This window comes from Acrocarpospora pleiomorpha (assembly GCF_009687885.1).
GTDB classification, from domain to species: Bacteria; Actinomycetota; Actinomycetes; order Streptosporangiales; family Streptosporangiaceae; genus Acrocarpospora; species Acrocarpospora pleiomorpha.
In genome coordinates, this window is record NZ_BLAF01000116.1 from 1 (window position 1) to 19,740 (window position 19,740).

General features: G+C 70.4%; 21 protein-coding genes and 1 rRNA gene. 7 read left to right on the forward strand and 15 right to left on the reverse strand.

Annotated elements, in window-relative coordinates; genetic code table 11:
- The 10 genes from Aple_RS50195 to Aple_RS50240 form a co-directional block, all read right to left on the reverse strand.
- The coding region (locus Aple_RS50195) for a glycosyltransferase (RefSeq protein ID WP_155351893.1) at window positions 1–265 on the reverse strand (265 nt) is incomplete at its 3' end.
- The gene (gene murJ, locus Aple_RS50200; protein WP_155351894.1) at window positions 262–1,866 is read right to left on the reverse strand and encodes a murein biosynthesis integral membrane protein MurJ; all 1,605 of its coding nucleotides are present in this window, start codon (window positions 1,864–1,866) and stop codon (window positions 262–264) included. The genes murJ and Aple_RS50195, both read right to left, overlap by 4 nt.
- Window positions 1,867–1,870: 4 nt before the next feature.
- Window positions 1,871–3,037: a hypothetical protein gene (locus Aple_RS50205; protein ID WP_155351895.1), complete on the reverse strand. Its 1,167-nt coding sequence runs from the start codon at window positions 3,035–3,037 to the stop codon at window positions 1,871–1,873.
- Window positions 3,038–3,060: 23 nt separating this feature from the next.
- Window positions 3,061–4,032 (reverse strand): copper transporter, encoded by a 972-nt coding sequence (locus Aple_RS50210; protein WP_155351896.1) that lies wholly within the window; start codon window positions 4,030–4,032, stop codon window positions 3,061–3,063.
- Window positions 4,029–5,210 carry a putative cytokinetic ring protein SteA gene (gene steA / locus Aple_RS50215; protein ID WP_373869725.1) on the reverse strand — a complete coding sequence of 394 codons (1,182 nt, stop codon included), beginning with the start codon at window positions 5,208–5,210 and terminating at the stop codon, window positions 4,029–4,031. Before steA ends, Aple_RS50210 begins: the two co-directional genes overlap by 4 nt.
- Window positions 5,211–5,314: 104 nt before the next feature.
- A complete protein-coding gene (recN, locus tag Aple_RS50220; RefSeq protein ID WP_155351898.1) occupies window positions 5,315–7,033 on the reverse strand; it encodes a DNA repair protein RecN in 1,719 nt (572 codons plus the stop codon).
- Between the two features lie 79 nt (window positions 7,034–7,112).
- Window positions 7,113–8,021 (reverse strand): NAD kinase, encoded by a 909-nt coding sequence (locus Aple_RS50225; protein ID WP_155351899.1) that lies wholly within the window; start codon window positions 8,019–8,021, stop codon window positions 7,113–7,115.
- 148 nt (window positions 8,022–8,169) lie between these two features.
- Window positions 8,170–8,982, reverse strand: coding sequence for a TlyA family RNA methyltransferase (locus tag Aple_RS50230; RefSeq protein WP_155351900.1), 813 nt, complete (start codon window positions 8,980–8,982; stop codon window positions 8,170–8,172).
- A 52-nt stretch (window positions 8,983–9,034) separates the two neighbouring features.
- Window positions 9,035–9,274, reverse strand: coding sequence for a hypothetical protein (locus Aple_RS50235; protein ID WP_218038927.1), 240 nt, complete (start codon window positions 9,272–9,274; stop codon window positions 9,035–9,037).
- On the reverse strand, window positions 9,271–9,513 hold the full coding sequence (locus Aple_RS50240) for a hypothetical protein (protein ID WP_155351901.1): 243 nt from the start codon (window positions 9,511–9,513) through the stop codon (window positions 9,271–9,273). Before Aple_RS50240 ends, Aple_RS50235 begins: the two co-directional genes overlap by 4 nt.
- 10 nt (window positions 9,514–9,523) lie before the next feature.
- Between Aple_RS50240 and Aple_RS55940 the strand changes: the two genes are divergently transcribed.
- Complete coding sequence (locus Aple_RS55940) at window positions 9,524–10,477, forward strand: hypothetical protein (RefSeq protein ID WP_155351902.1); 954 nt, start codon at window positions 9,524–9,526, stop codon at window positions 10,475–10,477.
- 388 nt (window positions 10,478–10,865) lie between these two features.
- Window positions 10,866–11,213: an SCP2 sterol-binding domain-containing protein gene (locus Aple_RS50250; protein WP_155351903.1), complete on the forward strand. Its 348-nt coding sequence runs from the start codon at window positions 10,866–10,868 to the stop codon at window positions 11,211–11,213.
- Window positions 11,214–11,219: 6 nt separating this feature from the next.
- Here Aple_RS50250 and Aple_RS50255 read toward each other — a convergent pair whose 3' ends face one another.
- A complete protein-coding gene (locus Aple_RS50255) occupies window positions 11,220–12,212 on the reverse strand; it encodes an HAD-IIA family hydrolase (protein ID WP_218038928.1) in 993 nt (330 codons plus the stop codon).
- The gene (locus Aple_RS50260; protein WP_155351904.1) at window positions 12,209–12,628 is read right to left on the reverse strand and encodes a tetratricopeptide repeat protein; all 420 of its coding nucleotides are present in this window, start codon (window positions 12,626–12,628) and stop codon (window positions 12,209–12,211) included. The genes Aple_RS50255 and Aple_RS50260 overlap by 4 nt, the downstream gene beginning before the upstream one ends.
- An 87-nt stretch (window positions 12,629–12,715) precedes the next feature.
- Between Aple_RS50260 and Aple_RS50265 the strand changes: the two genes are divergently transcribed.
- Window positions 12,716–13,942 (forward strand): DUF1015 family protein, encoded by a 1,227-nt coding sequence (locus Aple_RS50265; RefSeq protein ID WP_246265575.1) that lies wholly within the window; start codon window positions 12,716–12,718, stop codon window positions 13,940–13,942.
- A 26-nt stretch (window positions 13,943–13,968) separates the two neighbouring features.
- Window positions 13,969–14,901 (forward strand): MBL fold metallo-hydrolase, encoded by a 933-nt coding sequence (locus Aple_RS50270; protein WP_246265577.1) that lies wholly within the window; start codon window positions 13,969–13,971, stop codon window positions 14,899–14,901.
- Between the two features lie 170 nt (window positions 14,902–15,071).
- Here Aple_RS50270 and Aple_RS50275 read toward each other — a convergent pair whose 3' ends face one another.
- Window positions 15,072–16,397: a tetratricopeptide repeat protein gene (locus tag Aple_RS50275; RefSeq protein ID WP_246265581.1), complete on the reverse strand. Its 1,326-nt coding sequence runs from the start codon at window positions 16,395–16,397 to the stop codon at window positions 15,072–15,074.
- Between the two features lie 57 nt (window positions 16,398–16,454).
- Between Aple_RS50275 and Aple_RS50280 the strand changes: the two genes are divergently transcribed.
- Complete coding sequence (locus tag Aple_RS50280) at window positions 16,455–16,916, forward strand: hypothetical protein (protein WP_155351906.1); 462 nt, start codon at window positions 16,455–16,457, stop codon at window positions 16,914–16,916.
- Window positions 16,917–17,270: 354 nt separating this feature from the next.
- A complete protein-coding gene (locus tag Aple_RS50285; RefSeq protein WP_155351907.1) occupies window positions 17,271–17,729 on the forward strand; it encodes a hypothetical protein in 459 nt (152 codons plus the stop codon).
- A gap of 28 nt (window positions 17,730–17,757) precedes the next feature.
- Here the strand turns inward: Aple_RS50285 and Aple_RS50290 are convergent, their stop codons facing one another.
- Window positions 17,758–18,765: a class I SAM-dependent methyltransferase gene (locus Aple_RS50290; RefSeq protein ID WP_170322068.1), complete on the reverse strand. Its 1,008-nt coding sequence runs from the start codon at window positions 18,763–18,765 to the stop codon at window positions 17,758–17,760.
- Between the two features lie 150 nt (window positions 18,766–18,915).
- On the opposite strand from Aple_RS50290, the gene Aple_RS50295 reads away from it, so the two are divergent.
- Window positions 18,916–19,581 (forward strand): winged helix-turn-helix transcriptional regulator, encoded by a 666-nt coding sequence (locus tag Aple_RS50295; protein WP_155351909.1) that lies wholly within the window; start codon window positions 18,916–18,918, stop codon window positions 19,579–19,581.
- 58 nt (window positions 19,582–19,639) lie between these two features.
- Here the strand turns inward: Aple_RS50295 and rrf are convergent.
- Window positions 19,640–19,740, reverse strand: a 5S ribosomal RNA gene (gene rrf / locus Aple_RS50300); the annotation flags it as partial.

Genomic DNA, 19,740 nt, shown 5'->3' on the forward strand with positions numbered 1-19,740 from the left:
GGCCGTGGGCGTGGACGATGTCGGCGTCAGCGAGCAGCTTGCGGAGGGTGTGGGTGGTGCGGAGGTCGTTGAGAGGGTGGGGGCGGTCGGAGATGGGGAGGGGGGCGAAGGTCGCGCCGGTTTGGGTGAAGTCGAAGGTGGATTGGGTGGTGGGGGGGCCGGCCACCAGGACGTCGTGGCCCGCGGTGGTGAGGCCGCAGGCGAGGGTTCGTACGTGTCTGCCGACGCCGCCGGAGCTGGTGCCCAGGACCAGGACGATCCTCATGCGCGGGTGGCCTTTCGGTTGAGGGTGCGGTCGAGGAGGGTCACGAGGTCGCCCCGGTCGATGGCGGCGGCGGCGAGGGTTCCCGCCGTGAGGGAGACGAGTCCGGCGACTGCGGTTTCCAGGACGCTCGGCCAGAGGGTCTGAGGGCCGAACAGGTGGACCACGGCGGATCCTGCCAGGTAGGCGGTGATTCCGCCGAGGAGGGCGGCCAGTCCCGCCCGGGGGACGCCGGTGAGGGCGTAGGGGCCGTGGGCTCGGCGTACCGAGAGCAGGAGGAGGAGGCCGCCGGCGGTCATGCCGACGGCTTGGCCGAGGGCGAGGCCGCCGAGTTTCCACGGCTGGGGGAAGGTGAGGGAGAAGGCGGTCTGGGCGGCTATGACGATGAGCCAGCCGGTCACCATGGCGCGGGCGGCGGGGCGGCCGTGGCCCTCGGCGTACAGGACCCGGCTGAGGTGGGCCATGAGGCCGTAGCCGAGCAGGCCGGGGGCGAACAGGGCGATGGCGCGAGCGAACTCGGGGACGGAGACGTCCGCGTCGGTCTGCAGGAGGAAGACGGCGGCGATCGGGGCGGCGGTGGCGGCGAGGGCGCCCGCGGCCAGGCCCGAGATGAGCAGGATGACGCGGGTGGTCTGGGCGGCGAGGGCGGCGAATCCGGCGCGGTCGCCGTTTTCGGCCCTGGCTGACAGGACGGGGAACGCGCTGGTCGCGATCGGGACGGCGAGCACCGCGTAGGGAACGAGATAGATCGCCCAGGCGTAGTTGTACGCGGCGATCTGCCCAGATCCGGCCTGATTGGCGAGTTTCACCACGACCGCCATCGCGACCTGCTGGGCGACGAGCGCGCTGAGCCCGGCCAGCGCGAGGGTTCTGACCTGCGCGCCCACCCCGGCCGGGAACCGGAGCGTAGGCCGCCAGCGCAGCCGCAACCGGGCGATGGGCCCGAGAACGGTGACGACCAGCGCGACGACCCCCAGCGTGGTTCCGACGGACAGCGCCAGTTCGGCCGCCTCGGGAACCTCACCAGGCTGGATCTGCTCACGGCTGAGCGGGACAAAAGCCAGATAGGCCACGATGACCACCAGGCTGGACACCAGCGGGGCCAGGGCCGGGCTCGCGAAACGGCGGTGCGCCTGGAGTACGCCATAGAGAACCACCGCGATCCCGTACAGGACGATTTGCGGGGCGAAGACCACGAGCATGCGGGTCGAGGTCGCGATCACGGCAGCGGGATCGCAGTTGGTCAGGTCGCCGACGAAGAAGCTCACGACCGGCCCGGCCAGCAGGGCGGTGAGCAGGCTCAGCGGGATCAGCAGGAGCAGCACCCAGGTGAGCAGGGCCGAGGAGATCGCGCTCACCTCGTCCCGGGAGGCCCGCCCGGCCAGCACCGGCACGACCATCCCGGCCAGCGCGCCGCCGACGACGATCTCGAACACCAGGTTGGGGATCTGGTTGGCCGTGTAGTACGCGGTGGACAGGCACGCCGTCCCCACCGTCCGGGCGAAAACGAGCTGCTTGCCGAACCCGGTGACCCGCCCCAGGATCGTGATGACCCCGATGAGCAGCGCGGCCCCGGCCACCCCCTGCCCGAGCCGTTTGATCATGCGGTCATCGGTGAGCCGGAGGCGGCACCGGCCGCCGGCCGATCATGTCGATGCGATGCAGGACCGGGTTGTTCGCGATGACCTTCGTGAAACTCACCTTCTCCGAAGCCGCCGTCAGCCCGACGACGACCCCGAGCACGCCGAGCCTGGCCTTCCGGCTGAGCCGGACCGACGCGGCCAGGCCCAGCAGGGCGCCCATCGAGTTGGCCCCGGCGTCCCCGAGCATCGCCCGTTCCGCCAGGTCCTCCGGCAGCAACGCCACCGCCGCTCCCAGCGGGATCGCGGCCAGCGCGGCCGTCGCCGGGCGGGAGCCGTACAGGGAGGCGGCGAGCAGCGGCGCCCCGGCGAGCAAGCCCACCTTGATCGCCCGCCCCGGCCGCAGATCGAAGAGATTCGCCAGATTGGCACTCCCCGCGATTATCGCCCCATCGATGAACAGATCCACCACCCGCGACCCGGCCGACAGCCCACGCGCAGGGTCCACAAATGTCGCACCAAAGCCCGAAATTTCGGCACCTGCGCGGGAGGGGTTCGTGCCCTGCCCGACCAAGGAGGTGGCAATCCTGCTGGAGGGGATGGCGCTTTGTCCTCCGGTTGCGGCGATTGTGCCGGGGAAGACCGTGCCCTGCCGCCCGGCCGCAGCCATTGCACCCGAGGAGATCGTGCCCTGCCGCCCGGCCACGGCGATTGCGCCCAAGGGGATCATGCTCTGCCGTCCGGCCGCAGCACCTGCGCCGGAGGGGATCACGCTCTGCCGCCCGGCCAAGGCCGCGGATGCCAGACCCACCGCCCCGATTCCGACGATCTTCACAGCCCCGCTGGTGACCTCCCGGCGAGCCAGCGCCGCCAGATGCCCCTTGAATCCCTTCGACGCCGTCGTGCCGTAAATATCGTCATAACCACCCAGGAACCCGCTACCGACCCCCGCCAGCAGAGCAGCGGCCCGCACGCGCAGGGGCAAACCGGGCGTGACGGCCGCCGCCGCACCCGTCGCCGCCACATAAGCGGGACCCTCCAGGAGCGTGATCGGCTCACCACGGTGATTGGTGCGCGTCCACGTCTTCTCCTCGCCGACCGGAGGACGCCGCCGGAAGGCCGAATAAGCGGCACGCGCCGCGACAGCACCGATCGCGGCCCCGGATACGGCGGCCAACCATGACCGATTGCCCACAGCACGTGTCCTAACGCTAGAAGTCAGCCGCCCGACGACGCCAGCGGGGTGGGGCTGGCGCTGGGGGTCGGCTCGAAGGCCGTCGCCCCGCTGCCGATGCCGTACGCCCCGGACCGGCCGGCGTGTTGCTCCCGCAGAGCGTAGACCAGGACGACCCGCCCCGAGGGCATATCGAGGGTGTCGACCGTGGACACCTGCGACGCCTCGTCCCCCGAGTCGAGCAGCGCCGCGATGACCCCACCGGTCCCGGACGCGGTGGCCGTCCCGGCGAGCACGGCGCCGACCGCGGCGTTGTCCAGCGCCCCGGCCACCGACACGACCGCGCCGTTCTGCGCCTCCGCCGCCTCCCCCTCGTACGGCGTGGACGGCGCGACCACGACGGCCAGCGTGGCCCGCTTGGCCGGATCATCGGAGATCGAGATGAACCCGCCCTCCTGGAACACGTCCAGCACCGAGGACGCGGCCGTGTTCACCGTTCCCGCCTGCAGCGGCGCGGTCGTCACCAGCGCGCTCGCCAGCACCTGCCCGGCCTTGTCGTAGGGCGTGGCCCCCTCCGGGAACACCGTCCCGATCGGCGAGAGCTGCGCGGCGAGCCCTTCCACCACCCCGGCCTGCTCCGGCGCGAGGAACTTGTCGGTGAGCGCCACCCGCCCGGTGTAGGTCCCCCCGGCCAGCTCGATCACTTCCCGCACCTGGTCACGCAGCCCGCTGGGCGCGCCCGGCACCTCCACGACCACCACGTGCTCGGCGGTCAGATCCCCTTTGACCAGCTCGGCGGTCGCGCTCGCGACGAACGCGCTGTTGCCCTCCTCGCGCGCCTGCAGGGCCGCGATCTGGTCGCGCTGGTCCTGGTTCACCTTCTTGATGCTCTCCGCGGTCGCCTGCGCGGAGTTGATGAGCGGCTCCTGCAGGACCGTGCTGCCGAGCACGATGCCCACCGTCAGCGCCAGGAAGATCGCCACGATGGAGACGAGGTGATAGCGAAAATCGATCACGAGAAGAGTCCGACCACCCAGAAGATGAAGCCGTTCCACGTGTCCTGGAGCCCGTCCAGCCAGATCTTCCCGACCGGCGCCTTGAACAGCACCACCCCGATGGTGACCAGCGTGCTGGCGACGAGAAGCAGCAGGGACGCCGTGGAGATGCGGCTGCGATAGAGCCTGCTGACGCCTTTTGCGTCGATGAGCTTGCTGCCCAGCCGGAGCCGGGTGAGAAACGTGCTGGCCATCCCGGCCCGGCCCTTGTCGAGGAACTCGACGAGGGTGGCGTGGGTGCCGACGGCGACGATGAGCGAGGCGCCCGTCTCGTCGGCCAGCAACATCGCGATATCCTCGCTGGTCGCGGCGGCGGGGAACAGCACCGCGTCGTGCCCCAGCTTGTGCACCCGCTCGAGCCCTGGCGCCCGCCCGTCCCGGTAGGCGTGCACGACCAGCTCGGCGCCGCACGTCAGCGCGCCGTCCGACACCGAGTCGAAGTCGCCGACGATCACATCCGGCTTGTAGCCCGCCTCCAGCAGCGCGTCCGCGCCGCCGTCCACGCCGACCATGATCGGCCGATACTCCCGGATGTACGGCCGGAGCGCCGCCAGATCCTCCTTGTAGTGGTACCCCCGCACCACGATGAGCACATGCCGCCCGTCCATGACCGTCTGGATCTCGGGCACCCCGACGCCGTCGATGAGCAGGTCCCGCTCGCGCCGGACATACTCCATCGTGTTCACGGTGAACGCCTCGATCTGGACCGAGAGCCCGGCGCGGGCCTCGGTCATGGCGGCCCCGATGGACTCGGCCGTCTCGATCTCGCCCTTCCCCGCGGGTTCGTCGTCGAGATAGACCACACCCTCGTGAACCCGGACGAGATCCCCGTCGCGCACCCGCTCGAACAGCTCGGGGCTGGCGTTGTCGACGAGCGTCACGCCCGCCTCGACCAGGATCTGCGGCCCGAGATTGGGGTAGCGGCCGCTGATGCTGCTGGCCACGTTCACCACGGCCGAAGCACCGCATGCCACCAACGCCTCCGCGCTCACCCGGTCGACGTCAACGTGATCGATAATCGCGATCTCCCCGGCCTTGAGGCGCTTGGTCAGCCTCTTGGTCCGCCGGTCGATTCTCGCCACTGCCGTCACCCCGGGAAGGTCGTTGACCTTCCTGCGGCGGAGGCCCTGAACCTTCATGCTCGGGACCTTCATCGTGACCATCCTGCCAGAGCGAACGACCATGAAGGCCCGACACCACGGCACGTGTCAGGTTTGTCACAACCCGGCGGCCATGTTTCTGGTCAGACGACGGCCTTCGCGGTGGCGGCTAACGAGAGAAGTTCTTCGGCGTGCGCCCTGCCCAGCTCGGAGTCCTCCAAACCGGCGAGCATGCGGGACAGCTCGCGGGCCCGGCCCTCGCGGTCGAGGGTGACGACGCCGCTGCGCACGATGCTGCCGTCGCTCGCCTTCTCCACCACCAGGTGCTGGTCGGCGAAGGCGGCCACCTGGGGAAGGTGGGTGACGACGATGACCTGGGCGGTCCTGGCGAGCTTGGCCAGGCGGCGGCCGATCTCGACGGCCGCCTTGCCGCCGACGCCCGCGTCCACCTCGTCGAAGACGAACGTCGGGACCGGGTCGGCGCCCGCGAAGACGACCTCGATGGCCAGCATGACGCGGCTGAGCTCGCCGCCGGAGGCGCCCTTGTTGAGCGGGAGCGGCGGGGCGGCCGGATGGGCGGCCATCCGCAGCTCCACCTCGTCCACCCCATGCGGCCCGAACTCCGGACTTTTCGTGATTTCGACGCTGACGCGGGCGTGGGGCATCGCGAGCGCGGTCAGCTCCTCCGTCACGGCCTCGCCGAACCGCTCGGCGGTGCCCATCCTGATCCTGGTCAGCTCCCCTGCCTGCTCGGTCAGCCGCTCGGTGAGCTCGTCGTGCTCCCGGGTCAGCTCCTCGATCCGGTCGTCGTCGCCGTCCAGTTCGGTGAGGCGGGCCGCCGACTTCCTGGCCCAGTCGAGCACCTCGGCCACGTCCGCGCCATACTTCCTGACCAGGCCGGTCAGCACCGAGCGGCGCTCCTGCACGGCGGCCAGCCGGGCGGGATCGGCCTCCACCGACTCGGCGTAGGCGGCCAGCTCGGTGGCCACGTCGTTGATCAGGTATCCGGCCTCGGCCAGCCGCTCGGCCAGGCCGCCGAGCACCGGGTCGAACTCGCGCACCGACTCGACCGCCGAGCGGGCCGTGCCGACGAGCGAGACCGCGTCCTGCGCGGCCTCGGGCCCGGACATCGGGTCGCCGAGTAACGCGGTGTGCGCGGTGGTGGCGGCGTTCCTGAGCGCGTCGGCGTGCGAGAGCCGCTCGGCCTCCTCCTTGAGCTCCGCGTCCTCCCCCGCCTTCGGGTCGGCCTTCTCGATCTCGCCGAGCCCGAACCGCAGCACGTCGGCCTCCTGAGCGCGCTCCCGCGCCCGGGTGGTCAGCTCGGCCAGCAACTCGCCGACCTGCTTGTGCCGCTTGTACGACTGTTCGTACGCCCTGAGTGGCTTGACCAGTTCGTCGCCCGCATACCGGTCCAGCGCCGCCCGCTGCTTGCCGGGCTGGAGCAGCCGCTGCTGGTCCATCTGCCCGTGCACGGCCACCAGTTCCTCGGCCAGATACGTGAGCGTCCCGACCGGGACGGTGCGCCCGCCCAGCCAGGCCCGGGAGCGCCCTTCGGCGGAGACGGTGCGGGAGATGATGAGCTCGCCGTCCTCCACCTCGCCGCCGATGTCGAACACCTGCTGGGCCGCCCGGCCCGCGGGGTCGACCAGCAGCGTGCCCTCGATGGTGGTCTTGTCGGCGCCCGGGCGCACCCGCGCCGGGTCGGCCCGGCCGCCGAACAGCAGCCCCAGGCCGGTCACCACCATGGTCTTGCCGGCGCCCGTCTCACCTGTGACAACGGTGAATCCCGGTGACAGCTCCAGGACGGCCTCGTCGATGACGCCAAGCCCCTGGATCCGGACCTCCTCGACCCTTGGCCGCACTGGTCCCTCCCGTTCAGCTGCGATGTCGGATGAGATCCTACGCGCAACTCGCCAAGATTTTCGAGTCGCGCGTACTCCATCAGGGGTTCCTGACGCGCCCGCGCCAGCCTTCCACGGGCAATCCGAACTTGGCGACCAGCCGATCGGTGAACGGCGCGCCGGTGGTCTCCGCGCCGAGCAGCCGGGCCAGCCGGATCGGGATCTCACCCTTGGTGACCTCCACCCGAGCCCCCGGCGGCAGGTCGAACCTGCGCCGCCCGTCGCACCACAGCACGCCCGCGCTGGTCTCCGGCAGGATCTCCACCGCCACCCGGGCCCGGGGCGAGATCACCATCGGCCGGGCGAACAGGGCGTGCGCGCTGTTGGGCACCAGCAGCAGCGCCTCCACCTCGGGCCACACCACCGGCCCTCCGGCCGAGAACGCGTAGGCCGTGGACCCGGTCGTGGTGGCGCAGATCACCCCGTCGCACCCCCACCGGGACAGCGGCCGCCCGTCGATCTCGGCCACCACCTCCAGCATGCGGTCGCGTTTCTCCACCGACGCCTCGTTGAGCGCCCACGTCCTGGCCAGCACTGTCCCGTTGACGCGGACCACAACGTCGATCGTCATCCGCTCCTCGACCTCGTAGTGGCTCTCCACCACCCGGTCGACGACCTCCTTGAGGTCCTCCACCTCGGCCTCGGCCAGGAACCCGACATGCCCGAGATTGACCCCCAGCAACGGCACCCCGCCCTCGCGCGCCAGCTCGGCGGCCCGCAGCAGGGTGCCGTCCCCGCCCAGCACGATCATGAGCTCGGCGTCGGCCGCCGCGGCCGCCGACGCCGACACCACCTCGGCGCCCGGCTCGGCGACCAGTTCGGCCTCGTCGGCGGGCACCCGGACGTGCAACCCCGCCCCGAGCAGCCGGTGGATGACCAGCCGCGCGCTGTCGACCGCCGCCTGCCGCCCCGTATGGGTGGTGATGAGAACGGTTCTCTTGGGAGTCATAAGGACCCCTCCAGGCCCATCAGCCCCGGCGACGCGGGCGCGACAGAGCCGCTGCCCGGGGCGATGGCCATGCGCCCCCCACTGACACCCGGCCTCGCGGAATGACGCAACGTGTTCCCTCCACGAGGGTCCGGCTTCCCGGCCCCGATCATCGTGGTCCCTCCGCGATGGCGCGGTCGATGGCGGCCGTGAGGTCGGCGACGGGTTCGTGCTCCAGGCCCTTGCCGAGCCTGATCAGATATTCGACATTGCCGGACGGACCCGGCAGCGGGCTGGCGGTCACGCCCTTCACGATCAGGCCGAGCCCCGACGCGGTCGCGGCGACCTCGCGGACGGAGTCGGCGCGCAGGGCCGGGTCGCGGACCACGCCGCCCGCGCCGACCCGGTGCTTGCCCACCTCGAACTGGGGTTTGACCAGCAGGACCAGCTCGCCGCCTTCGGCCAGGCAGGCGGTCAGGGCGGGCAGGACCAGCCGGAGCGAGATGAACGACAGGTCCCCCACGATCAGCGTGGGCGGCTCGCCGACCAGGTCCGGGGTCAGGTCGCGGACGTTCGTCCGCTCCATCACCGTGACCCGGTCGTCGGTGCGCAGCGACCAGGCGAGCTGGCCGTAGCCGACGTCCACCGCGAGCACGTGCGCCGCCCCGTGCCGGAGCAGCACGTCGGTGAAGCCGCCGGTGGAGGCGCCCGCGTCCAGGCAGCGCCGCCCCTCGACGCGCAGGTCGGCGAAGGCCGCCAGCGCGCCCAGCAGCTTGTGGGCGCCCCGGGACACGTAGTCGGGCCCCTCGGCGGCCACGGCCACGACGATGGCGGACGCGGTGTCCACCTGCGTGGCCGCCTTCCCCGCGACATGGCCGCCCACGCTCACCCGGCCGGCCTCGATGAGCTGCGCCGCCTGCTCCCGCGAGCGGGCCAGCTTGCGCCGCACCAGCTCGCTGTCCAACCGCCTCCGCTGGCTCACCGCGCCGCCCTCACCCTCGGTGCGAGCGGCGCGCGGCCGTCACCGCTTCCGATCACGTACGCTCGTCCACCGGCGCGAGCGTGTTCTCCAGGTCACCGAGAACCTCCTCGAAAACGGCCACATGCTCCCCTACGGGACGCTCGGCGAGCCCGTCGAGCCGCGCCATCGCGCTCTCGACCGACCCGTCACCCCCCGAGGTACGCCCCGCGACCGCTTCCGGTTCAGGCGACCCCTCCGCCTGGATGTTATGCGGAAACGCCGGTTCCGCGCCCTCCCAGCCCGCTTCCGTCATGAACGCCCTCCACTCCCCACCGACCGCCGCCCACCGGCCGCCGCCTTTTTCGCTGCGGCCTTCCCTGCGGCCGTCTTCGCTACGGCCTTCTTCACTACCGCTTTCTTGGCCACAGCTGTCTTGGCCATCGCCGTCTTGGTCGCAGCCCGTCCAGCGGCCACGCTCTTCTTCGTTCCGGCCGCCTTTCCGGCGGCTATCCTGCCGCTGACCGTCCTAACACCGGCCTTGGCCGCCGTCATCCTGCCCGGCTTGACGACTGCCGAACTGACCCTGCTCGCCGACCTGGCCGTAGCCCGGCTCAGCGGCTTGGCCGCCGCCTTACTCGCGATCGTGCCCGCCGTCTTGGCGATCGCGCGGCTCGCGGACGCCGCCTTCGTCGTCTTCCGAGCGATTCCACTCGCCTTCGTGCTGGTACGGCTTCGCTTGGTGGCCGGCTTCGTGGCACCGGTGGCCCTGACGCTATCGGAAGCCGCCGACATCTTCCTCCCGGCCGGACGGGCGGCGGGCTTCACACGGGCGCTGGTCACCCCGGTCCGGGTCACCCCGGCCGCCGCCACCTTCCGCGAGGAACCCGGCGTGCTCCTGGTGGTCCGGCTCGTCCGGGACGTGGCAGTCCGAGACGTACCGGTCCTGGACGTAGCGGTCCGGGGCGTGCCAGTCCTGGACGTAGCGGCCCGGGGCGTACCGGTCCTGGACGTAGCGGTCCGGGGCGTGCCAGTCCTGGACGTAGCGGTCCTGGATGCAGTGGTCCTGGATGTGGCGGTCCTGGGCTTCGTGGGCGTGGACGAGGCGCCTCGCGTGGACACGCGCTTGGCGGTTCCGGAGGCGGAGATGCTCTTCGCCTTGGCCGGAGCGGATTTCGCGGCCGACTTACCGGTGGACTTCGCGGCCGACTTGGTCGCCGATTTCGCGGCCGGCTTCGCCGTGGATTTCGCGGCGGATTTGCCGGTGGCCTTCGTAGCCTTCGCAGTGGCCTTCGTGGCCTTCGTGGCCTTCGTGGCCTTCGCAGCTGCCTTCGTGGTCTTCGTGGTGGCCTTGGTGGACGGGCTCTTGCTCGCCGGGCCTCGTTTCGCCGAGGCCGAACGCGCCGTCGCCGAACGTGTGGTCGCCGAGCGGGCCGTGGTGCGGGTGGCCGTGGTGCGGGTGGCCGTTCCGGTGGACTTCGCCGACAGACGGGATTCGAGTTCCTCGACCCGGTCCTGAAGGCGGTCGACTTTTTCCGCCCGTACCAGATCGAGCACGAGCAGGACCTTGTCCACCTCGGTGCGGATGATCTTGGTGAGCTGCTCGCGGTTGGCCTTGCCGACCGCGACGAGTTCCTCGACGAGCTGGCCGGCCTGGGCGGACACCTGGCCGAGGCCGGTGTCCCGCGAGGACATCAGCTCCTTGACCGCGGCCTGGGCTTTCGCCTTGGTCACGTCGGTCAGCCCGGTGGCGACCTGAACGTAGCCGCGGAGTGCTTCGAACACCATGCGAACCCCCTTATCCCTGACACGCCCCCACGTGCCAGATTTCGCGTAGTACTCATGTGGAACGCTACCGTCCGATGTGTAGAGGCATTTGACCGGTCCGCATATAGAGGGGTGGACGCATGGCGAGCGTCGAAGAATGCCGGGCTGCGCTGGAGAAACTCGTCGAGCAGTTCGACGAGATCAGTGACGAGGATCGAGCCCGCCATGTGGTCGAGCGAAGGCTCTCCTGCCGCATCTCCGACCTCGACGTCACCTTCTACGGCCGCATCCACCCCAACGGCCTGGACCCCTTCAAGGAGGCCCCGCCGCCGGACGGCCAGCAGCCCGAGATCAGGCTCACCATCCGCAGCGAGGACCTGCTCGCCCTCGTCAACGGCGAACTCGACATGGCCAGGGCACTCCTCGGCGGCCGCGTCAAAATCGACGCCAGCCTCGGCGACCTGCTGCGCCTGCGCCGCCTGCTGTAACGGCCCTCAGCGCTGCGGCAGCGCGTGCAGGACGGATTTGACGGCGTCCTCGTCCGCGGCGGATTCGCCGACCGCCGCCCAGGTCGCGGCGCAGGCGGCGCGCAGGGCGTCGATGGGCGCGCCCGCGCCGGTGAGGTGGAGCCGCCCGTCCCGCCAGGACGCGGTCCAGGATTCGCAGCTCCACTCGCCGCCCGACCGGTGGATATCGGCGGCGGGAGCGTGCAGGCCGGACAGGTCCGCGGCTATGTGGGTGGGGCGGTGGGCCGGGACTGCGGTGAGCAGGTCGAGGGGCGTGGCCACGCCGGTGAGGACGAGCAGGCTGTCCACATTCGCGCGGGTGGCGCCCTCGATGTCGGTGTCGAGGCGGTCCCCGACGATGAGGGGGGATTCGGCGTTGGTGCGGATCATCGATTCGCGGTGGAGCGGGGGTTCCGGCTTGCCCGCGACGACGGGCAGCACGCCGGTGGCGGCGGCGATGACGCGGGTCATCGAGCCGTTGCCCGGGAGTTCGCCGCGCCCAGTGGGCATGGTGGTGTCGGCGTTGGCGGCGACGAACCAGGCGCCCTGGCGGACGGCCAGCGCGCCTTCGGCCAGCAGGCCGTACGAGATGCCGTCCCAGATGCCCTGGACCACGGCGGTGGGGGCGTCCAGCGCGGTGCTGACCGGCCGCAGGCCGAAGTCGCGCAGGGCGCCACGCAGGCCGGCGCCGCCGACGACCAGGACCGGGGAGCCGGGCGGCACGTGCTCGGCGATGAGGCGGGCGGCGGCCTGGGCGGAGGTGACGACGTCCTCGGGGGCGGCGGCCACGCCCAGGTGGGTCAGGTGTTCGGCGATGGCCGCCGGGGTGCGGGAGGCGTTGTTGGTGACGAACGCCAGCCGTACCGACTTGTCCCGGGCGGCCCGGAGAGCTTCCGGCGCGCCCGGGACGGGGTTCCTGCCCAGGTAGACGACACCGTCGAGATCGAGCAGGAGCGTGTCATACCGGTCGATCAGGGTCACGCCTGCCTCGCGTGCAGGGTGGCGCGGATCTGGGTCAGGGCGGAGACGTAATGCCGCAGGTCGGGGCGCATCGCCGCGGCGACCGCCAGCGGTTCCTGCGCGCCCTCGATGTCGCCGATACGCCACAATGCCATGCCAAGACCATAGTGGGCGTAGTCCTCCGCCGGGTTCGCGTTCACGATCCAGCGGAAGCTGTCGATGGCCTCCGCGTACCGCTTGGAGTTGAACTGGGCGCGGGCCAGGGCCTCGCGGATGCTGCGCGAGCCGGGCTCGGCGTCGGCGGCGCGCTCCAGCAGCGACGCGGCGGCGGCCGGACTGCCCTCTTCCAGGAGTTTGACGCCTCGCTGGTACCAGTCGTAGACATCCCCCGCTGGGCCGCCGGGGGAATCAGCGCCGCCGTCCTGTCCTTGGATCATGTGTGAGGCCCTCCTGCGAACCGATTTCCTGACGAACCGGGCACCGCTTCCGTGGGGAGTCCGGGCGTTTATGGCAGCATGCCCGGTATGGAGAGTTCTGAACGGGCGGGACTGGTGCTGCGTCCGTTCCACGGCGTGCGATACGCCGTCGACGACGTCGCGGCCGTCACGTCCCCGCCTTACGATCTTATTTCCCCCGGCGATGCCCAGGCTCTGCTGGACGTCCATCCCAACAATGTGGTGCGGCTGATCCTTCCCGGCGCCGGCCACTACGCGGACGCGCACGTGCTGCTGGAGGACTGGCTGGCCTCCGGCGTGCTGGTCACCGACCCGGAACCCGCCCTCTACGTGTACGAGCAGAGCGGCGTCGGCGTCTTCCAGCGCGGCCTCATCGGCGCCGTGGGGGTGGACTCGGATTCCGTGCTGCCCCACGAGAACGTCATGCCGGGCCCGGTGGCCGACCGGCTGGCGCTGATGCGGAGCACCGGGGCCAACCTGGAGCCCATCTTCCTGCTGTACGCGGGGGGCGGGCCCGCGTCCACGCTCGTCGACGAGGTCGCGACCGGGCGCGAGCCGGTGCTGGACCTGCACGGGCGCGATGGCGTACGGCACCGGCTCTGGGCGGTGACCGGCGCGGCCGAGATCGCGGCGGCGGCGGCGGACCTGGCGGGGCGGCAGGCTCTCATCGCGGACGGGCACCACCGTTATGCGACCTATCAGGCGTTGCGTGAGGAACGAGGGGTGCCGGGCCCGTGGGACTCCGGGCTGGCGCTGCTGGTGGACTCCACCGCGTATCCGCCGGATCTGAAGGCGATTCATCGGGTCATTCCGGGGTTGCCCTTGGAGGAGGCGGCGGCGCGGGCCAAGGGCGCCTGGCAGGTGCAGGAGTTCACCTCGCTCGAGGACGCGCTGGCCGGGCTCGCGTCGGCTCGGGGGCCGGCGTTCGTGCTGGCCGGGGAGGGGAACGCGCATCTGCTCACCGATCCGGATCGTATGCAGGTCGAGCACGCGATGCAGGGGGAAAGGTCGGCGCGGTGGCGTTCGCTGGGGACTTCGATTCTCAACGAGTTCCTGCTGCCGAAGGTGTGGGGCATCGAGGACGACGAGCAGACAGTGTTGATCGTGCATCATGACGCGCAGGCGGCCGTGAGGCTGGCCCGGGCGCACTCCGGGACCGCTGTCCTGCTCAATCCGCTCAAGGCGGACGAGGTGTTCGCGGTGGCCGCGAACGGGGAGCGAGTGCCGCGCAAGTCGACGTCATTCGCGCCCAAGCCCGCCACAGGACTGATTCTCCGCACCTTCGCGGCAGGCTGAGCCGCCGGGCTGGTTAGGCTCGGCGTGTGGAGAATGTGACGCCGCTGGGCGGGGATGTGTATGAGATCGATACTCGGATGGCGGGGTTCTCCGGGATTACGGCCGGATATTTGATCTTGGGGGATCGGCCCTGTCTGGTGGAGACGGGGACCGCCACGTCAGCGCCGGTGGTGCGGGATGCGCTGGCCTCGCTGGGGGTGGGGGCCGGGGATCTGGCGACGGTGGTGGTGACGCATATTCACCTGGATCACGCCGGTGGGGTTGGGGATATCGCGGGGATGTTCCCGGCCGCGGAGATCGTGGTTCATGAGAAGGGGGCGCGGCATCTGGTCGATCCGTCACGGTTGATGGCCAGTGCGGCGATGGTGTGGGGGGACAAGCTGGATGTGCTGTTCGGGGCGCTCGCGCCTACCGAGGCGGCGCGGATCAAGGCCCTGGGGGATACGGGGGTCATCGATCTCGGGAACGGGCGTACGCTGGCCAGTCACTACTCGCCGGGGCATGCCAAGCATCATGTCGGGCTGATCGATTCGCTCACCGGGGATCTGTATGTGGGGGACGCGGCCGGGGTGTACATGCCGGAGACCGGCGATCTCCGGCCCGCGACGCCGCCACCGGATTTTGATCTGGAGACGGCACTCGGGTCGATCGCGTTGTTCGAGGCGCTGGGGCCGCAGCGGTTGCTGTTCAGCCACTATGGGCCGGTTGACGATGTCGCGGCGGTGCTGGAGAGGTCCGCGGAGGAGTTGCGGGTCTGGGTGGATCTGACCAAGCAGGCGCGGTCCGCGGGGCTTGATCTCGATCATGCGGTGGCGATGGTGCGGGACAGGACCAAGGAGCGGTACGCGGCGTTGCGTGGCGCGGACGAGACGGCTGAACATTTCGAGTTGCTCAGTGGAGCGCCGTCGAATGTGGCGGGGATTCTGCATTGGCTCGACCGGGTGGAAGTGCCACGGTGACGCGAAACGGATCCCCGCCCGGGTGGGCGAGGATCCGTTTCCGCCAGCGTTCGTTCCGTCTACATTCAGCCCCGTCCGCGTTCAGCCCTATCCGCGTTCGGCTCCGTCTGCATTCGGCTCCGTCCGCGTTCAGTTCTGTCAGTCGGCTCTGTCGGCCTTCGGCGTTTAGGTCAGGCTTCGGGCTTCGGCTTCGGGTCGTCGAGGACGTCGCCGAAGTCGGGCTCGATGAACGCGGGGCCGAGCGGGACAGCCGGATCTTCGGGCTTGGCCGCCTGGTCCGGGCCGGTTGAGGTCGGCTCGGCAGGTGATTCGTCCCCAGCGGGCTCGGTCGTCGTGGAGGTCGCGGCCGTTTCGTCGACGACAGGCTCGGGCGCCGTCTCGGCAGCGGGGTCCACGGCGGGTTCGGCGTTCCCTGCTTTCGGCTCAGTTACCGAAATTTCCGACTTCGGCGCAGTTTCCGCGACGATCTCAGCGTCTTCGCCAGAATCATCGGACTCATCACCGTCGATTTGCGGTGAGTTGTCAGCCTTCGCCGTGTCAGCCTTCGCAGCGCCGGTTTTCGCCGTGTCAGTTTTCGCTGCGTCGGTCTTCGTGTTGTCGGTCTTCGTGTTGTCGGGCTTGGTGTTGTCGGGCTCGGTGTCCTTCGTGTCGGACGGTGAGTCGAGAAGGTCGCCGAGGTCCGGCAGGTCGTCGAGGGAATCGTCGAGGTCGTCCTCGAAATCCTCCTCGACGTCTTCGATGACCGCGCCGGTCAGTTCCGCGTAGCGTTCCGCGGCGTCGGTTTCGCCCTCCTCGTCGAAGGCCATCGCGCGGCCGAACCAGTCGGTGGCGGCGGCTTCGTGGCCCGCGTGCGCCAGCGCGTCCGCGTACGCGTAGGCCAGGCGCGCCGACCACGGCTTCGGCTGGGGGTCGCGCAGTTCGGGGATGCGCTGGAGGGTGATCACCGCCGCGTCGTGCTGGCCGAGGTCGCGGCGGGCGCCGGACTCGACGATCGCGAGCTCGATCCGGCCGGCCCGGTCCAGGCGCTCGGCCTCCTTGGACTTGACCAGGTCGAGGGCACGCTCCGGACGTCCAAGGCCACGCTCGCTGTCGGCCATGATCGGCAGGTACGCGTCAGATCCGGTCATCCGCCGGGCCGCCCGCAGATCGCCGAGGGCCTCCGCGTACTGACCGGCGTGGTAGGCCGCGATCCCGGTCGCCTCCCGGACGATCCCGATCCGGCCGGCGAACCTGCGAGCCACCTTGGCGTGCTCGTACGCGCGCTCCGGGTCTTCCTGCTCCAAGGCCCTGGCCGTGGCGACAAGATGGCTGGCGACCAGGTCGGCCAGATCACCGGGAAGCGAGCGAAGCTCGTCGCGCGCCTCCTTGTCCAGCTCGTCCGGCGTGATGTCCGCGTCCAGCTCGGGCAGCTGCTCCCGCTCCTTCGGCTGCGGCGCTTCCTCATCCCGGCCGTAACGCGCACGGCTACCCTCGCCGTCCCTACTGAACGGCCGCACACCCGCACGATCATCGGATGACCGCTGCGGACGATCACCCCTGTCATCGAACGAACGTTGCGGCCGATCGCCACGGTCGTCGAACTGTCGCTGCGGCCGGTCGTCGCGGTCATTGAACGAGCGCTGGGGACGATCCCCGCGATCCTCGAACGACCGCTGCGGGCGATCGCCACGATCGCTGAAGGGACGCCCGCCCCGGTCATCCCGCGAACCATAACGCCCGCCGAAACCACCGCCACCACGCGAATCACGATCACCATAGGACCGCTGCGGACGATCCCCGCGATCGTTGAAAGGCCGCTGCGGGCGATCCCCACGGTCGTCGAAAGACCGCTTCGGCCGGTCATCACGATCACCGTAGGACCGCTGCGGGCGATCTCCCCGATCGTTGAAAGGCCGCTGCGGACGGTCGCCACGGTCATTGAACGGCCGCGACGGACGGTCACCCCGGTCATTGTACGGCCGCTGCGGACGGTCGCCGGACGATCGCTGCGGCCGATCACCCCGGTCGTTGAATGACCTCTGAGGGCGGTCGCCACGGTCGTTGAAAGGCCGCTGCGGACGGTCGCCACGATCGTCGAACGAACGCTGCGGACGGTCGCCATAAGGGCGCTGCGGTCGATCGCCGCGATCGTTGTAAGGCCGCTGCGGACGGTCACCGCGATCGTTGAAGGATCGGCGCGGTCCATCGTTCTCGCGGAACGGACGGTTACCTCGGTCGGAGCCGTACCGGTCACGGGTGGCGTCGCGGTCGCCGTAGCGCTGTGGGCGGTCGCCGCGGTTAGCGTCGCGGTCGCCGTAGGGGCGCTGGGGACGGTCGCCACGGTCGCCGTAAGGCCGGTCACCCCGGTCACCACGGTCGCCGTACGATCGTTGCGGGCGGTCGCCGCGGTCGTTGTAGGGCCGCTGGGGGCGGTCGTCGCGGGAGCCGTACCGGCCGCCGAAACCGCCGCGGGAGTCACCTCGAGAGTCGCCCTCGCGGGGGCGGAAGGGGCGGCCGCCCCGGTCGTCGGAGCCGTATCGGTTGCCGGACTCGCGGGGGCCGCCTCGGCTGTCCGCGCGGAAGGGCCGGTCGCCGCGGGCCCCAGGGGCGTCATCGCGCCGCTCTCGATGGCCGCTACCGGCCCGGTCGCTGTTCTCTTCGCCACGGCCCGCGCCGTCACGCCCGTCTTCTCTGTTCACTTCTGTCCTCTGTCGCTCGCTCACCGCGTACGGCTCGGCGTCCCGTTTCGGAGGCGGCTGCGCGGTTCGGGCATATCTCGGCTCGCGTCCCTGCTCCGACGCGACGAAGGCCACCCAGCTTGGTGGGGTGGCCCGGCCCGTCCAGCCTAGCAAGTGATGGCGACTGCGCGAGCCCCCGTCACGGTTTGCGCCCGTAGGTGACCGCGTGCATCGGGGTCAGCTGGAACCAGCCCAGCTCGGTGAACCCGTGCCTGGCCAGCAATTCGTCGTACGCCTCCCGGGGCAGCAGCTGATCCCCGATCTGCGCCTCGAAGAACTGGATCCCCGACATGATCCGCCCGGGCACCTCGCGCAGGCCTGCGTCGGCGGCCGGGAACGGGAAGTCCGAGATCACGAACCATCCGCCGGATTCGAGGGCGTCCATGCTCCGCTGGGTGACTTCGTCGATGTCACGGCATTCGTGCATGGAGATGTTGTTGAGGACCAGCGTGAACCCCTCCCCCGGCGCCATCGTCTCCAGCGGGCTGGTGATCAGCTCGGCGCGCACGCCCTCGGCGCCGAGCAGCTTGGCCGCGTTGGCGATCGAGTGGGCGTCCCCGTCCACTCCGGTCAGCTCGCAGGCGGGGTACGCCCCCGCGAGCCGGAGCAGGCCACGACCGGAGCCGCAGGCGGTCTCCAGGATCTTGCAACCGGTGCTGAGACGCTCGGCGAGGCCGGGGATCTGGCCCAGGCCGACCGGGATCAGGCGGGTGTAGAACGGGGTTCCGGTGCCCGCGACTCCGGCGATGAAGCCCGGGTCGCAGCCGTCCCACCACAGGCGTTCCCCGGACGCGAGCACACGTTCGAAGCGGCCGAACATCTCGTCCTGTTCGAGGACGGTGAAGACGCCGCCGACGTAGGCGGGGCTGGCGGTGTCGAGCAGGAGGGTCGCCATGTGGGGTTCCAGCCAGTAGGTGTCGCCCTGCCGGTCGCAGACCTGGGCGCCGTAGGCGGCCCGGCACCAGGTGGCGACGTAGAACGGGTCGAGTTCCAGGTCGGCGGCGAGCTTGTCGGCGGTGAGGCCGCTCGGGGTCTCGGCCAGGGCGCGGATGAGGCCCTGACGGATGCCGATGGCGATGGTCCGGTGCGCGGTGTAGCCGGCCAGGTGCGGCATGAGTACGGCGGCCTGGTCGCGAAGTGTGGTCATGATGTCGTGCTCCTTGTCGCTGCTTCTTCCACATCGCTGTTGCTTCCACCCTCGGTGGGCGGGTGCGGTGGTCGATAGTGCGGTAAGTGAAGCGACGGCGGTACACATTGTGTACTGGCATGCGGGCGCGGCGGGCCCTACGTTCAACCTATGACGGGATACGGCCAGTTCTGCCCGGTCGCGAAGGCCGCTGAGTTACTCGATCAGCGCTGGATGTTGCTGGTGGTGCGGGAGCTCATGGCCGGAAGCCAGCATTTCAATGAGATTCGGCGGGGCGTGCCGAAGATGTCGCCGACATTGCTCAGCCGGCGGCTGCGGGAACTCGTCCAGGCCGGGGTCGCTGAGCAGACCGAGGACAAGAGGTATGTGCTCACTCCGGCCGGGAAGGAATTGGGGCCGGTCGTGGACGCGCTCGGGGCCTGGGGGACACGGTGGGTTCCTGAGCTGGGTGATCCCGATCTCGATCCGCATTTGCTGCTGTGGGACATGCACCGCAGCGTCGATCTCACCGCGCTGCCGCCGGGGCGCACCGTGGTGCATGTGGTGTTTCCTGAGGTGATTCCGGATGTCCGGCGATGGTGGCTGGTCATGACGCGGGATGGCACCGAGATCTGCGATTTCGATCCTGGGTACGACGTGGCGGTCACCGTGGAGACGTCATTGCTGGAGATGTCGCGGATCTGGCGGGGGGATGTGGGGTGGGAGCAGTCGCAGCGTTCGGGAGCGCTGCGTCTTCGGGGAATGGCGAGTGCCTGCCGGGACCTTAGCCGGTGGCTGCAGTTGAGCAGATACGCGCCCACGCCTCGGCCGATCTGAACCGGCCCCGAAAACACGAAAGCCCCAGCCGTTCTGGCTGGGGCTAACGCTAAAAATTGTCCGGCGGCGTCCTACTCTCCCACACCGTCCCCGGTGCAGTACCATCGGCGCTGGAGGGCTTAACTTCCGGGTTCGGAATGTAACCGGGTGTTTCCCCAC